Here is a 12,894-nt window from a genome sequence, read left to right on the forward strand (position 1 = left end):
CGCGGAGCGCGGCGCGATGCCCGGGTCGGCCCAGACCCGGCCGAGCACGGCCAGCGCGTAGAGCCCGGCCCCGAGCAGCCCCGGCAGCAGCGCGCCGACGAAGAGCGCGCCTATCGAGCTCTGGGTGAGCAGCCCGTAGATCACCAGGAGCACCGAAGGCGGGATCAGGACGCCGAGCGTGCCGCCGGCGGCGACGGTCGCTGTCGACAGGGAGTCGTCGTAGCCGTGCCGACGCATCTCGGGCAGCGCGACCCGGCCGATCGTCGCCACGGTGGCGAGCGAGCTGCCGCAGATCGCCCCGAAGAGCGCGCTGGCTCCGACCGTGGTGACGGCGAGCCCGCCGCGGCGGTGGCCGATGAAGGCGTTGATCGCCGTGAAGAGCGAGCGCGACAGCCCGGCATGCGAGGCGAAGGCGCCCATCAGCACGAAGAGCGGGATGACGCTGAAGGAATAGGGAAAGATCGACTCGAACGGGCTTGAGCCCAGCACGAAGGCGGTGCTGAACCAGCCCTCGAGCCACCAGTAGCCAAGCAGGCCCACCGCGGCCATCGCGATCGCGACCGGAAGGCCGAGCGCGATCAGCGCCAGCGCCGCAGCGAAGCCGATCAGGCCGAGCCATGCGTCACTCATCGGAAGCCTCCCGCAGCGCCGCCACAAGCCACAGCATTACGCCGGGCAGGCACAGCCCGAGGCCCAGCAGCAGCGGGTACCAGTACCAAGCTATGGGAATGCCGAGCTGCTGCGAGCTGTCGCCGAACATGGTCCGCGTCTCGAAGGTCGCGAAGCCCTGCCACAGCATCAGCGCCACCAAAACGAGGGCGACCGCCGCGGCGATGACATGCAGCGCGTGCCGCGCGCGTCGCGGCAGCCGCGATACCAGGAAGTCGACGCCGACATGGGCTGCGGCGAGGAAGGCCTGCGGCATGACCAGCCAGGTCCCGGCCATCACGAAGAGCTGCACGAGGTCGACGACGCCGATGATCGGCAGCCCGACCTGCCGCCCGAGCACGTCGCCCACGGTCACGAGCGCGGCCGCGGCGTAGGCGGCTACGCCCAGCGCCGCCAGCGCCTTGATCGCCAGCCGGGCGGCCGCGAGTGGTTTTGGCATGAGCCCTGTCTCCTTTCGCCCCGAGACGGGCCGGCGCGCGCGGCGCCGGCCTGGCCCCCCGGTCGTCCGCTCAACCGTTCGCGGCCTCGAACTCGGCGATCTTTTCCTGCATCATCTCGTAGATCTCGCGGGCGTTCTCGACGCCGGCGGCCTCGACCTCGGCGAGGTAGTCCTCCATCATCGGCCCGAGGGTCTCGCGCCAGCGCGCCCGCTCCTCGTCCGACAGGGTGGTGATCTCGTGCCCGGCCTCGATCGCGCCCTCGCGGCCCGGCGCATCCCACTTGTCCCACCAGTCGGCGAATTTCGGGACGAGGTTGTCGCCCGAGTTCTCGTCGATGCAGCTCTGCGCCTCGGGGCTCAGCGCCGCGTAGGACCGCTCGTTCATCACGAAGAAGAACGACACGGTGTAGACGCCGGCCTCGAGATGGTAGTCCAACACCTCGTTCAGGCCGAAGGAGGCCACTGGGTCCCACGGAAAGACGGTGCCGTCGATGACGTCGCGCTGGAGGTTTCCGTAGACCTCGCCCGGCGGCAGGCCCTGCGGCACGGCGCCGAGATATTCCAGCATGCTGGAGATCGCGGGCGAGGGGGTGCGGATGCGCAGCCCTTCGAGGTCTTCCATGGTCTCGACCTTGGTGCCCTGTGTGTGAACGAGGCCGCCGTTATGGGCGTGCAGCGCCAGCACCTTGAGCCCCTCGTATTCCTCGGCCAGCGCCTCGGGCAGGAGCGACCACAGCGCGTGGGTGGCGGCACCGGCATCATCGGTCAGGAAGGGCATGTCGATCAGTGAGCTGCGCGGGAAGCGGCCGCGCGGGATGCCGTGCAGGCCGTGCGCGATATCGACCACCCCGGCCATCACCTGTTCCTGCTGGCGCGCGACGTTGCCGAGCTGCGTGCCCGCGGGCGAGATCTCGAACTGCACCTCGCCGCCGGTGCATTCGGTGACGGCCTCGGTCCAAGGCACGATGAAGTCTTGGTGGATGCCGTGCACGCTGGGCAGGAAGTGGCTGACCTTCAGCGTGGTCTCGGCCAGGCCCGCGCTCGGCAGCGCCAGCGCCAGCGCCGTGGCAGCGGTGGTGATCGTCGTTCTGGTCTTCATTCGGTACCTCCCAGTTACCGTGTTTCGCCCGCCGCCTTCCCTCAGAGCGCGAGCCTGATCCGGCTACCGCGCGCGCGCGAGCAGCAGGCCATCATCCTGTCGTTGCGGGCCCGTTCGGCCCGGGTCAGCACCATGTCGCGATGGTCGATCTCGCCCTCGAGAACCGGCACCTCGCAGCTGCCGCACAAACCCTCGCAGCAGTCGCTCGACACGTCGACGCCCTTGGCGCGGATCGCCTCGAGCAGGGTTTCGCCCGCACCTACCTCGACCTCGAGCCCGCTGTCGGCCAGCTCGGCGGTGAAGGGGCGCTCGATGGCCGGGTCGGGCCCGCCGCCGGCGGCGGCGAAATGCTCGACATGCAGCGTCCCCTCCGGGTGCTCCGCCGTCAGCTCCTCCAGCGCCGAAAGCAGCCGCGCCGGGCCGCAGGCGTAGATCTGCCCGTCGCGCGGCAGCGCCGTGACGAAATCGGGCAGCCGCATGCGCGCGCCCTCGTCGGCCGGGTGTAGCGTCAGCGCCGCGCCGTGATCGCGTGCCAGCCGGTCCAGAAAGGCCATGCTGCGGCGCGAGCGCCCGGCATAGTGCAGCCGGTAGCGCCGGCGCAGGGCCTTCAGCCGGTCGGCCATGGCGAGGATCGGCGTGATGCCGATGCCGCCGGCGATCAGCAGGTAGTCCTCGGCCGCCTCGTCGAGGCGGAACAGGTTGTGCGGCCCGCGCAGGCGCAGCTCCATGCCGGGGCGGACATGGCCATGGATATGCGCCGATCCGCCGCGCCCCTCCGCCTCGCGCAGCACGGCCACGCGGTAGCCGCTCTCTCCCGGTGCGCCGCAGAGCGAATACTTGCGCTCGTAATCCCCGACGCAGAGTTCGACATGGGCGCCGGGGCTCCAGCCGGGCAGGCGCTGGCCCTCGACCGGCGCGAACCCGAGCGACAGCACCTCCTCGGCCTCGCGCGTCACCTCGGTTACCCGCACCCGCCGCGCGATGTCGCGCCGATCCGGGGCGCCGACCGCGAACTCGCGATGCGCCGCGCGCAGGTCGGGCTCGGTACGCTCGGGGTTCCGCGCGGGGTCCCACTTCACCCAGAGCTGGTCAGGCCCCCGGAAGGAGGTGTTCGGCAGGTAGGTTAACTCCTGCTCCTCGAGCCTCAGATGCGGCAGGCGGCGCGTGAACTCCTCGAGGAAGACGCGCATCTCCATCCGGGCGATGTTCTTGCCCATGCACTGGTGGCTGCCATAGCCGAAGGTCAGGTGGTCGACCGCGTTATCGCGGTAGATGTCGAAGCGGGCCGCCTCCTCGAAGTGCCGGTCGTCCTGGTTGGCCGAGGCGGTGACCATCAGGAGCTTGGCGCCCTGCGGCAGGCGAACGCCGCCCAGCTCGACCGGCCGCGTCGCCTCGCGCCGCCAGGCCACCACCGAGCCCGCATAGCGCAGGCATTCCTCGACCGCGTTGGGGATCAGCGACGGGTCGGCGCAGACGTCGTCCCACGCGTCGCGATGCGTCAGCAGCGTGCGGAACATGTTGGCCGAGGCATGCGCCGTGGTCTCGTGCGCGGCGACGATGATCGCCATCATCATCGAGTGCAGGTAGCTGTCGGTGACGACTTCCGGCATCTCGGCGTTGCGCCGGATCGCCTGGTGCATCCAGCCCGGGCCGTCGGGCTCGGCGCGCATTTTCTCCAGCACTTTGCCTGCGTATTGCCAGAACCGACCGACCGAATGCGCGACCTCGAGCTGCTGCTCGGGCGTCGGTCGACCCCAGGTGTTGACGGTATGAGCCACGGAAAAGCGCCGCAGCGTCTCCATGTCGTCCTCCGGGACGCCGAGGAAATCGAGCGCCACGGTCAGCGGCACCTCCCACAGCATCTCCTGCACGAGGTCGGCCCGGCCCTTGTCCACGAGCGCATCCATGCGCTCGCGCACCAGCGTGCGGACCCGCTCGCGTCGCGGCAGCAGGTTCTCGGGCAGAAAATGGTCGAGCAGGGCCCGGCGACGCTCCATATGCGCCGGCTCGTCCTCGTTCACCAACGTGCGGTTCATCGCGTAGCCGTAGGAGGCCAGCGCCTCCTGCGCCTCGCCGCTGACCGGTGTCATCTTCTCGAGCGCGATGCGCGGCGAGAAGGTGAGGTTGTCGCGGAACACCGCCTTGATGTCGTCGTGGCGGGACACCACCCAGTAGCCGAGCTTTGGGCTGTAGAAGACCGGTGCGTCGTCTCTGGCCCAACGCAGTGCTTCGGCAGGATCAACTTGGTAGGGGCCCTCGAACGGATCAAAGGCGACGGCGCGGTCAGAGAGGGGGCGTCCCTTCTCACTACTGAGACCCTCGCTGCCCGGTGCGGCGTGCACGGGGCAACGCCTCTGTTCCGCCATGCTTCTTCCCTCACGATATTTACAAATAGCGCACATCGTGTTTCGTTAAAAAGGTAGAGCCGGTTGCCGTTTCGAGTCAATCGGCAGCATTCGGGGACAGAGCCATGGCTGCTGGCAGCACGCTGCAAACGCTGGAGCGGGGCATTGCCGTTCTTCAGGCCGTGGCGGCGAGCGAGACAGGGCTCAGGATCGTCGAGATCGCCGAGCGTCTGGGTGTGCACCGCGCCATCGCGTATCGGCTGGTGAACACGCTGGCCGACCAGCACATGCTGCGGCGCTTGCCGGAGGGAAAGATCGTGCTCGGTTCGGCGTCCCTTCTGCTCGGTCTCAACGCCGAAGGCGCGCTCCGCACTTTGGCACGACCCATCGTTCAGGCGTTGGCTGACCGGACCCAGGCGACGGCCTTTCTCTCCACCGCTGCCGGCGAGGAGGGTGTGGCCGTGCTGACCTCAACCCCGAAGGACGCTTTTCTCAACATCAACTATCGGGTTGGCAGCCGTCATCCGCTGACGCGGGGAGCTGCCGGGATTGCGATACTGGCGGGACGGGAAGCGACAAAAGGGGAGCCGGAGAGTGTGACGAAGGCGCGGGAGCTGGGCTACAGCCTAACCGAAGGCCAGTTGCAGAAAGGAGCCACCGGGATTGCCAGCCCCGTCCCCATGCCGCGCGAGTTCGCCGTATGGCAGGATCTGTCGATCGGTGTCGTCGGAGTTGGTGGGCTGGATCATGATCTGGCGATCAAGGAGGTTTTGGTCGCTGCTCAGGATCTGGCGTGGGCGGCTGCTCGGGCCTGATCGGTCTGGCACCGCGGGAGGAGTTGGGGGCGCCTCTGGTCTTGCATTGCAGCCCGGAAGGCCAACGGACAACTCCTGCCTCAATGCATTGCGTTCAACAGCGAGCCTTGAGAGGGGATGCCTGACTGTACCTTCATATGCAGTGCAGTTTTTAGCTGCGAGGTGTTACATACTGCGACCACCATCCGGCACAGCATGAAACGCTGCACGGCTTCCAGAGCAATCTGCGCGAGTAAGTCACCGATCGCCGCTTGGGCATCGCCAGACGGCGGCATGAATCGAAACCCGAATGAGCCAGACCCTCTGTTCGACATCAGGCCATCGTGCCCCAATTCATCTGACGACGGACAGAAAATACTTCTGTATGGTCGTAAACGGCGTAGGCCTAACCCAGTATGGCGCGGTATTTTCTCCTCTATACCGGTATACCTGATCCAATACCGACAGCCCTGATCCAATACCGACAGCCCTGATCCAATACCGACAGCCCTGATCCGACTCCGGCAAGGTTGATCGTCGGTATACCTCGAGTATCCTGGATCGGATACTTCGCGGCAGCGCATGAGGCCCAGGCCCTCGGATTTGAGGCCTCCGCAGCTGGAATAGCTTCGTTAATAGGGCAGTCCACTTGCTCTTCGTCGCGCCGCCGCAGCCATTCTGATATCATCATGGGGTGGGCAGGGGAGGGCATCTGATGGGCTACGAGCCACTACTGACTCTCGTCTCAGCCATCTTCACAGCTGGAGTGCTGGGGTACCTCTGGTACGTCGTACGGGCAGGCGCGCGAAAACGCGGCAATCCGGAGCTCGCGGCGAAAGCTAAGCGTGAAGCGCCGTATCAGCGCCTGGCGGAGCTCGGATTGGATGAAACGCTGCACCTCCAAAAGAGTCCAGAGAATGCGCGCCGGCTGAAAGCCTCGCTCGCTCAGCTCGACGCGGGCACCGGGACAATTCGCAGAAAGCGGGAAGGGTTGCTCAATCTACTGCGAGGCTGGGAGCCACTTTCAGACGATGACGACGACCGCAACTGATCCGGCAGGTCAGTTGAAGTCCGTCTCCATCAGGAGTTCGACGAGATCCGAGACCGGAACGCTGACCTCATCACGCCGGCCGTCGAAGACGTAGGCCGCGCGCATGAGGAAGAGGTTGTCGAGCTCGACCTCGATCCGCTCGATCGAGCTACCGATCTGCTCGGCTATCTTTGGATCGTCCTGGAGGTTCTCTACAGATCAAAACGAAGGCGGAGCGCGCCGTGCGTCAGGCGCATCGTCAGGATCTCGCGTTTACACGAGAATGTTCTTGTATTGACGTATGAAGAAACGCGCGGGTGGAAGCTGTGCAACGGGCGTTCACCCATTTTCGTGAGGTCAGAACCATTGGCCAGAGAATACCACCGCGATGCCGCTCACGCAGAGCGCAGCAGTAGGCAGAGGCCGCCGCGCTCCAATCAGTCCGGCTGACAGGAGCGTCAAGCCGATGGCAACACGGCCAAATGCCGCCAGGGCGGCCATAGGTGCTTCGGCGAGCCCGATCATGTCCGGGTTCGCGATCATGCCCAGAGGGATGACGTAGAGCCCGACGCCGAGCGCCATGGCCGTCAGGGCGACCTTCAACCAGCTCTCGCCGATCATGCCGGCCGCGATGAAGACGGCGCCGCAAACCGGCGGCGTGATCGTCGACAAAAGCGCGAACCAGAACACGAAGAGATGCGCCTGCAACGGGGCAAGCCCCAACTCGATCAGTGCCGGGCCAGCCACGGAAACGCAGATCACGTAGGCGGCGGTGGTCGGCACCTCCATTCCCAGTACCAGGCATGCCAGTGCGGTCAGAAGCAGCGAGGGCCACAGCAGCCCGCCAGAGCCTTGCAGGATAAGCGAAGTGATCTTCACGCCGAGGCCCGTGATCGACAGGACGCCGATGATGATCGAGGCGCACAGAATGATCGCCGCGATCATCGATACCTGACGCGCCGCGTTGAGCACCGCGCTCGTCGCTCGCTCGACGATCCGCCTTGGTCGGAAGGTCAGTTCGGCGTTGAAGAGCAGAAGCAGCGCCGCAGCGAGGATTGCCATGGCCGCGGAATACTCGGGCGTGAACCCCGTGCCGAACATCCCCCACAGCAGCACCGTGAAAGGGACGAGGAAAAAGAGGGAAGTAATGACCACGTCGCGCGGCGCGGGCCGGTCGGCTTCGTCGATGCTCCGGAGGTCGAACCGCCGCGCGTAGGCGTTGATGCCGACCCACACGGCAAGGAAATAGAGAAGGGCCGGGAGCGCGGCTGCTGCCATGATGCCGGTGTATGGCACACCGGTCAGCTCGACCATCACGAAGGCGCCTGCGCCCATCAGGGGCGGCATGATCTGCCCTCCCGAGGACGCCACGGCCTCGACCGCGGCGGCCAGCCGCTTGGGATAGCCGAGCTTCGTCATCGCCGGCAGGGTGATCGCGCCGGTCGAGGCGACGTTGGCCGAGGCCGAGCCGGAGATCGAACCGAACAGCGCCGACGACAGCACGGAGACCTTGGCAGCGCCGCCTTTGAGCCGACCGGCCGCGGCCGCCGCGACGTTCATGAAGCCCTGACCTGCTTCGCCCGCGTTGAGCACGGCTCCAAAGATGACGAAGATCGCCACGACGCTGACCGAGACGCCGGTCAGCGTGCCCCAGATACCGCCTTCGGCGATGGTCAGCGTGCCGAAGAAGCTCTCCACAGGTGTCCCGGAATGCCCGAACTCGCCGGGGATATACTGGCCGAAGAGCCCGTATAGCAGCGCCAGCGCGGCCACCAGCGGTAGCGGCCACCCGATGGCGCGCCGCGCCGTCTCCAGCACTACGAGAAGGAGCGTGATCGCGACGGCGAGCTGGAAGTTGCTTTCGATGAAACCGTACTGGTCACCGAGCGCGTCGCTGTTGGCTGCGACCCAGAGCGCGGCGGCGATGCCCAACACGGCAAAGGCAATCCCCGTGACCCGCCGCAGGCGTGTGCCGGCGTCGAAGGCCAACGCGAATGGCAAGATAAAGGCCATATGCAGAGGCCGGCTGACCAAGTTCGGGACCAGGCCCGAGAAGACGAGAGCCAAGTGATAGGCCACGAGCGCCACGGCGAGCGCAATCCAGAACCCCGCCGCCAGGCGGTTCTCGGGTAATTTGATCATCGCGGGGTGGTTCCGGGCTTGATGAGAGCGTGGCACGGGCGAGCCCGAGCCACGCGTTGTTTCACTTAGTAGAGCCGTCCGTCGGAATGCCGGCTTCCTCGTAGTAGCGGACAGCGCCGGGATGAAGCTCGGTGGTGATGTTGCTCATCAGTTCAGCCGTCACGCCGCCCCACCACGGCGAGGTGTCGGCCATCCGCTCCTTGTTCTCCCAGTAGGTCTTGGTGAGCTGGTAGGCCGTTTCTTCATCCATTTTCGTGGTGGTGAAGGCCGCCACAGGCAGCGAAGTGGTGACGATATCCTCTTCCTGGCCTGCATACGTGCCGGCCGGGATGACGAGGCGGGTCCGCCCGGTTTCCTCGATCTGTTCATCAGTGAGCGAGAGCAGGGTGACCGGCGTCGAGGCAGCGGCCTCGACCACGTTGGGGGCAGGGAAGGAGCCGGCGGTGACAAATCCGTCGATCTGTCCGTTCTTGAGCGCCGCCACCGCGTTGGACAGCTCGGCGTCGGCGATTTCGACGCTCTCGGTCAGTCCGAACATGTCGAGATACTTCTCGCCTTCGGTGGCGCCGAAGGACCCCTTGCCCAGCAGGATGGTGGTGCCCTCGAGATCCGCAAGGCCGGTCGCCCCGGTTTCCTGGGCCATGACGAAGTGCATCGTTAGCGACGGGATCGGGAAGAGCGCTCGGATCTCATCGAAGGCAGGCACGCTCTTGTCCTCGAACATCGCCTTGCCCTCCTGGGCCAATCCGACGAGCGACGGGGGAGTTGTAAAGACGTAGTCCGCGCCGCGGGCACGCACCTCCATGACGTTTTGAACCGAACCCTGGCTTTCCTCCACAGTGACCGAGATGTCGCCACCGCTTCCTGCCTTCATGGCCTCGGCAAGCTCGACGCCCATCTGGTAGTAGGACGAGCCCGACTTGGCGGATTTGTAGGTGACGCGGGTTTCGGCGCTTGCCGCGCCCGCAACCACTCCGACGGCTATTGCTGTAGCGACGATCCGGATCAATGCACTCATGCTGTTCTTTCCTCCTCCTTGAACCTGTAGGCTGTGCTCCACGCCTCTATCCGCGACGTCGAAAATGCCCTCAGAGCACTTTGTGACGCCTGCCCACGGTGATGTCGAGGAACCGGTTCCGGCGATCACACGCAATAGTTGGTGCAATGCCCGGCAGCCTCGTCAGTACGGCGTGCCAGATGCCCATGAGTTGAGACTGTGAGGCCGAGCGGACGCGGATAGCCGGCCCACAAGCCACCGAGAGGAGCGGCGTGCCAATGCGAGTTCAGCAGAGAGAGCAAGTTGCATCAATTCTCTACCTTCCTCGGCAGCGCTCGTGCCCGTGCCGCGATGGCCATGAATGTCGAGGAAAATCTGTCGATGCGGGGATCACAGCCGCGCCTGCGAGGAACCCCGAGCGTGGGGTAGCAAGGCTCCTCCGGGGGATCAGGCAATTCCCTTCGAAGACTGGTATAGAAAAAAGTCAGACTTGATATGCGTAAAGACGCGCCATGAAAAAAGGAGGGACAGCTTATAGCTGTCCCTCCCTGACCCTTAAAGGGTGCGATCACCGAGGACATTGGGGTTCCCAGATGTCTTCAAGCCCTCACAAGATGAGAACGCATAGCTCCGGTTGTCCAGCTCTATCCTGACCCCTCATGGGGAACGATCACGAGGCTCTGGCCTCAGACCGTATATGGGTCGCAAGGAAGCCGACCCAAAATCGTAGAGCCCGAGCGATCATCGAATAATCGTGATGACCTTGCGTTACCTTCGACGGTCAGAAGCTCTCGACTGATTTTCCCGTACTGGTGCAGGTTTGGACAGAACTGGCCGATGGCCCCCGGGATGCGGGATGCCGTCCGCCTTCGAGCCGGCGCACCCGAAGGCGCGCCGACTGCTTCACGATGCGAAAAGGGCGTTCGCAATGATAGGTCCGGATGGCAGCGTCCGAGAAGGTCTCGGGCTGCCCGCGCTTCCCGGTCTTGCCGGCGTGCCGAACCATCTCGCGATCGAGCCAAACCGACAGCGAGCCGCGCTGGCGGTGCGCCGCATTGTAGCCGGACCATTTCGTCGTGCGGTAGCGGATAAGAGGAAGCTTCGGCATGCCCTCAAGCTAACCGTCAGCGCGCGCTCAGTGAATCCGCGTCCCCGATGTGTGCAACAACGCCGGTGCGGGCAATACTTGTAAAAAATGAAGCCATATCGCCCTCAATAGAAACGCGAAAATGCGGGCGATTAATAACCTCTGACGTGGAAATGCGAATCTCTATTCGAAACTCCCGATGCCGCCATAGTCCGATCCTGCTCTGTTCCTTTCGGGCTGCTTTCCAGCTAATGGTCGGTGCGGTCCTGCATGAGTTCGGCCTGGCTCAGGGGGGCACAAGCCCCGGAGGCGATATTCGAGTTCTATACGATCCCTTCGGGCCCGGTGGGTGCATGGCGGCAGGGTTGGGCCGGTCGAGCAGCTAACCCCCGGCAGCAGTGGCAGACTGACAAGGCATGCATTGGAACAGAGCGGCGCCGACACTTTATGGTTGAGAGGCGGCCCTTCATGTTGTTCTCTGCGAGTGGTGTTCGTTGCCCGCGGCGTGGCATTCACTGATGCCCGAATGCTGTTTTAGTCCAAGACGACAGAGGAACTGCCACGGAACATGGAAGCCCGAAACCGCACCATAGAAGACTGGTTCGCTTGGATACGCGACGGGCACATTGTGCTCCCTCGATTTCAACGCTTTGAGGCGTGGGGGTGGTGGCAGGTCGAAGGCATCCTTGAGAACATACTCCGGAAGCCAGCTCTCCCCGTGGGTGCATTGCTTACGCTCGAAGTAGGGGAGGAAGCTCCTTTCCACGCTCGGCCAATTTCCGGAGCGCCCGAACCCGAGGGCCGTCCAGGCTACCACTTATTGGACGGCCAGCAGCGCCTCACCGCACTTTGGCGAAGCTTGAACGGTTTCTACCATGATTTCACCTACATGGTGGGGGCGGATGGAGGCGAAGAGCCAGAGGTCGATGCGGTCAGGCGCTACGATAGCAGGGGGCGTCGCTATCCAGTTTGGTGCGACGATCCTTCCGAAACGTGGAGGCGCGGGAAAATCCCAGCTCAACTTCTTGCCCCCGATGAGGCAGGACGAGAGAGATTAAAGGCTTGGGCGAGAGAAGCGGCCAATGGAGACTGGGACGTCGCGGCCGAAATCAACGAAGTCGCAAATCAGTATCGCAACCGAGTAGCAAAGTTCTCGATCCCGTTCCTCTCCCTGCCGTTGGGTACTGACCGCGATGCGGCGCTTGATGTGTTCATCAAGATGAACACTCAGAATACCGCCTTGTCAGCTTTCGACATCGTCGTCGCCCAGGTGGAGGCTGACATGGACGCCTCTCTGCATGAGAAAGTAGAAGGGCTGCGTGCAGCAATTCCCGAAATAGCGGGGTTTGGAGATCCAGGCGAGATCGCTATGCAGGTCGGTGCTGTTATCATGGGTCAACCTCCCAACCGAGCGACCTATCTCGGTAAAGATTTCGGAGCAAATCTTGCTTCGAACTGGGAGTCTATTGAGACCGGTATCTCTCGTGCGGTTCGGTTCTTGGCTGAAGAGAAGGTCTACGACGCGCGCACCCTGCCGGCAGATCCCTTGTTGACGCTGCTTGCAGGCTATTGGGCCTCGGCACCAAACGGAGGCGACGCGGAAGGCGCCGCGAGGCGTTTGGCTCGAAGAGCTTTTTGGACAGGGGCGTTCTCTGAGCGCTACCAAAAGACCAGTGCAACACGCTCAGCCCTCGATTGCCGGCAGCTCATGGCGTATCGGGATGACGGTGGGCACCTTCCAGAACTTCTCAATCAAAAACTGACGCCGCTACCATCGGCCGAAGAGCTGCGGACTGGCGGGTGGCCGAAAACGAAAGACCGGCTCGGTCGAGCCATCATGGCGGCGTCGCTGCGCGCTGGCGGTTACGACTTTGCGGATGAAGCTCCGTACGCGCCTGGTAATATCGCGCGGCGTGAGTACCATCACCTGTTTCCAAAAGCACTTCTGGAGTCGGATTTTCCGCGAAGAGAGGTCTTCTGCGCCTTGAACTGCGCTTTGGTCAGTTGGCGCACCAATCGATCAATCTCGGCAAAACCACCCTCTGTCTATATCCGGGAGAGAGCTGACGAGGTTGGTATCGCGAAGTCGGAGGTAGACCGTCGGCTTCGATCGCACGGAATTCCAATGGAAGCACTTATCGCGGATGATTTCAGGAGTTTCATTGCTGTGCGATCTGTCGTCATCCACGGCCTAATGGTCAAGTTATGTGATGGGGAAGGTGTCGGACTCGAAGACATACTGCGCTTCGAGCATAGGGCCGGCGAAGTTAACTGAAGTTCAGTCAGCAAAAG

The 12,894-nt window shown here is 64.1% G+C and carries 9 protein-coding genes and 1 pseudogene; 3 read left to right on the forward strand and 7 right to left on the reverse strand.

Going from position 1 to position 12,894, the window contains the following annotated elements; genetic code table 11:
• From NHG85_RS10820 to NHG85_RS10835, 4 genes are all read right to left on the reverse strand, one after another.
• The coding region (locus NHG85_RS10820; RefSeq protein ID WP_253332276.1) for a TRAP transporter large permease subunit at positions 1 to 630 on the reverse strand (630 nt) is incomplete at its 3' end.
• On the reverse strand, positions 623 to 1,108 hold the full coding sequence (locus tag NHG85_RS10825; RefSeq protein ID WP_253332278.1) for a TRAP transporter small permease: 486 nt from the start codon (positions 1,106 to 1,108) through the stop codon (positions 623 to 625). The genes NHG85_RS10825 and NHG85_RS10820, both read right to left, overlap by 8 nt.
• 70 nt (positions 1,109 to 1,178) lie before the next feature.
• The gene (locus NHG85_RS10830; protein WP_253332280.1) at positions 1,179 to 2,207 is read right to left on the reverse strand and encodes a TRAP transporter substrate-binding protein; all 1,029 of its coding nucleotides are present in this window, start codon (positions 2,205 to 2,207) and stop codon (positions 1,179 to 1,181) included.
• A 41-nt stretch (positions 2,208 to 2,248) separates the two neighbouring features.
• The gene (locus tag NHG85_RS10835) at positions 2,249 to 4,573 is read right to left on the reverse strand and encodes a cytochrome P450/oxidoreductase (protein ID WP_253332282.1); all 2,325 of its coding nucleotides are present in this window, start codon (positions 4,571 to 4,573) and stop codon (positions 2,249 to 2,251) included.
• Positions 4,574 to 4,677: 104 nt separating this feature from the next.
• On the opposite strand from NHG85_RS10835, the gene NHG85_RS10840 reads away from it, so the two are divergent.
• Both NHG85_RS10840 and NHG85_RS10845 read left to right on the forward strand, forming a co-directional pair.
• A complete protein-coding gene (locus NHG85_RS10840; RefSeq protein ID WP_253332284.1) occupies positions 4,678 to 5,367 on the forward strand; it encodes an IclR family transcriptional regulator in 690 nt (229 codons plus the stop codon).
• Positions 5,368 to 6,061: 694 nt separating this feature from the next.
• Positions 6,062 to 6,397 (forward strand): type II toxin-antitoxin system Phd/YefM family antitoxin, encoded by a 336-nt coding sequence (locus NHG85_RS10845; RefSeq protein ID WP_253332286.1) that lies wholly within the window; start codon positions 6,062 to 6,064, stop codon positions 6,395 to 6,397.
• A 336-nt stretch (positions 6,398 to 6,733) separates the two neighbouring features.
• Here NHG85_RS10845 and NHG85_RS10850 read toward each other — a convergent pair whose 3' ends face one another.
• The 3 genes and pseudogenes from NHG85_RS10850 to NHG85_RS10860 all read right to left on the reverse strand — a co-directional run.
• On the reverse strand, positions 6,734 to 8,518 hold the full coding sequence (locus NHG85_RS10850; RefSeq protein WP_253332288.1) for a TRAP transporter permease: 1,785 nt from the start codon (positions 8,516 to 8,518) through the stop codon (positions 6,734 to 6,736).
• 61 nt (positions 8,519 to 8,579) lie between these two features.
• Complete coding sequence (locus NHG85_RS10855; protein WP_253332290.1) at positions 8,580 to 9,536, reverse strand: TAXI family TRAP transporter solute-binding subunit; 957 nt, start codon at positions 9,534 to 9,536, stop codon at positions 8,580 to 8,582.
• Between the two features lie 916 nt (positions 9,537 to 10,452).
• Positions 10,453 to 10,623, reverse strand: a pseudogene (locus NHG85_RS10860) (transposase); the annotation flags it as partial.
• A 547-nt stretch (positions 10,624 to 11,170) separates the two neighbouring features.
• Here NHG85_RS10860 and NHG85_RS10865 point away from each other — a divergent pair.
• A complete protein-coding gene (locus NHG85_RS10865; protein ID WP_253332292.1) occupies positions 11,171 to 12,877 on the forward strand; it encodes a DUF262 domain-containing protein in 1,707 nt (568 codons plus the stop codon).
• The last annotated feature ends 17 nt before the right edge of the window (positions 12,878 to 12,894 follow it).

The sequence above is a fragment of the Limimaricola litoreus genome (assembly GCF_024159025.1).
Classification (GTDB): domain Bacteria; phylum Pseudomonadota; class Alphaproteobacteria; order Rhodobacterales; family Rhodobacteraceae; genus Limimaricola; species Limimaricola litoreus.

What these genes read in the sequence shown, in the direction of transcription:
- NHG85_RS10840 (WP_253332284.1), top strand. Translation starts at nt 4,678, where the DNA reads ATGGCTGCTGGCAGCACGCTGCAAACGCTGGAGCGGGGCATTGCCGTT.
- NHG85_RS10865 (WP_253332292.1), top strand. Translation starts at nt 11,171, where the DNA reads ATGGAAGCCCGAAACCGCACCATAGAAGACTGGTTCGCTTGGATACGC.
- NHG85_RS10850 (WP_253332288.1), bottom strand. Translation starts at nt 8,518, where the DNA reads ATGATCAAATTACCCGAGAACCGCCTGGCGGCGGGGTTCTGGATTGCG.
- NHG85_RS10830 (WP_253332280.1), bottom strand. Translation starts at nt 2,207, where the DNA reads ATGAAGACCAGAACGACGATCACCACCGCTGCCACGGCGCTGGCGCTG.
- NHG85_RS10835 (WP_253332282.1), bottom strand. Translation starts at nt 4,573, where the DNA reads ATGGCGGAACAGAGGCGTTGCCCCGTGCACGCCGCACCGGGCAGCGAG.
- NHG85_RS10845 (WP_253332286.1), top strand. Translation starts at nt 6,062, where the DNA reads ATGGGCTACGAGCCACTACTGACTCTCGTCTCAGCCATCTTCACAGCT.
- NHG85_RS10825 (WP_253332278.1), bottom strand. Translation starts at nt 1,108, where the DNA reads ATGCCAAAACCACTCGCGGCCGCCCGGCTGGCGATCAAGGCGCTGGCG.
- NHG85_RS10855 (WP_253332290.1), bottom strand. Translation starts at nt 9,536, where the DNA reads ATGAGTGCATTGATCCGGATCGTCGCTACAGCAATAGCCGTCGGAGTG.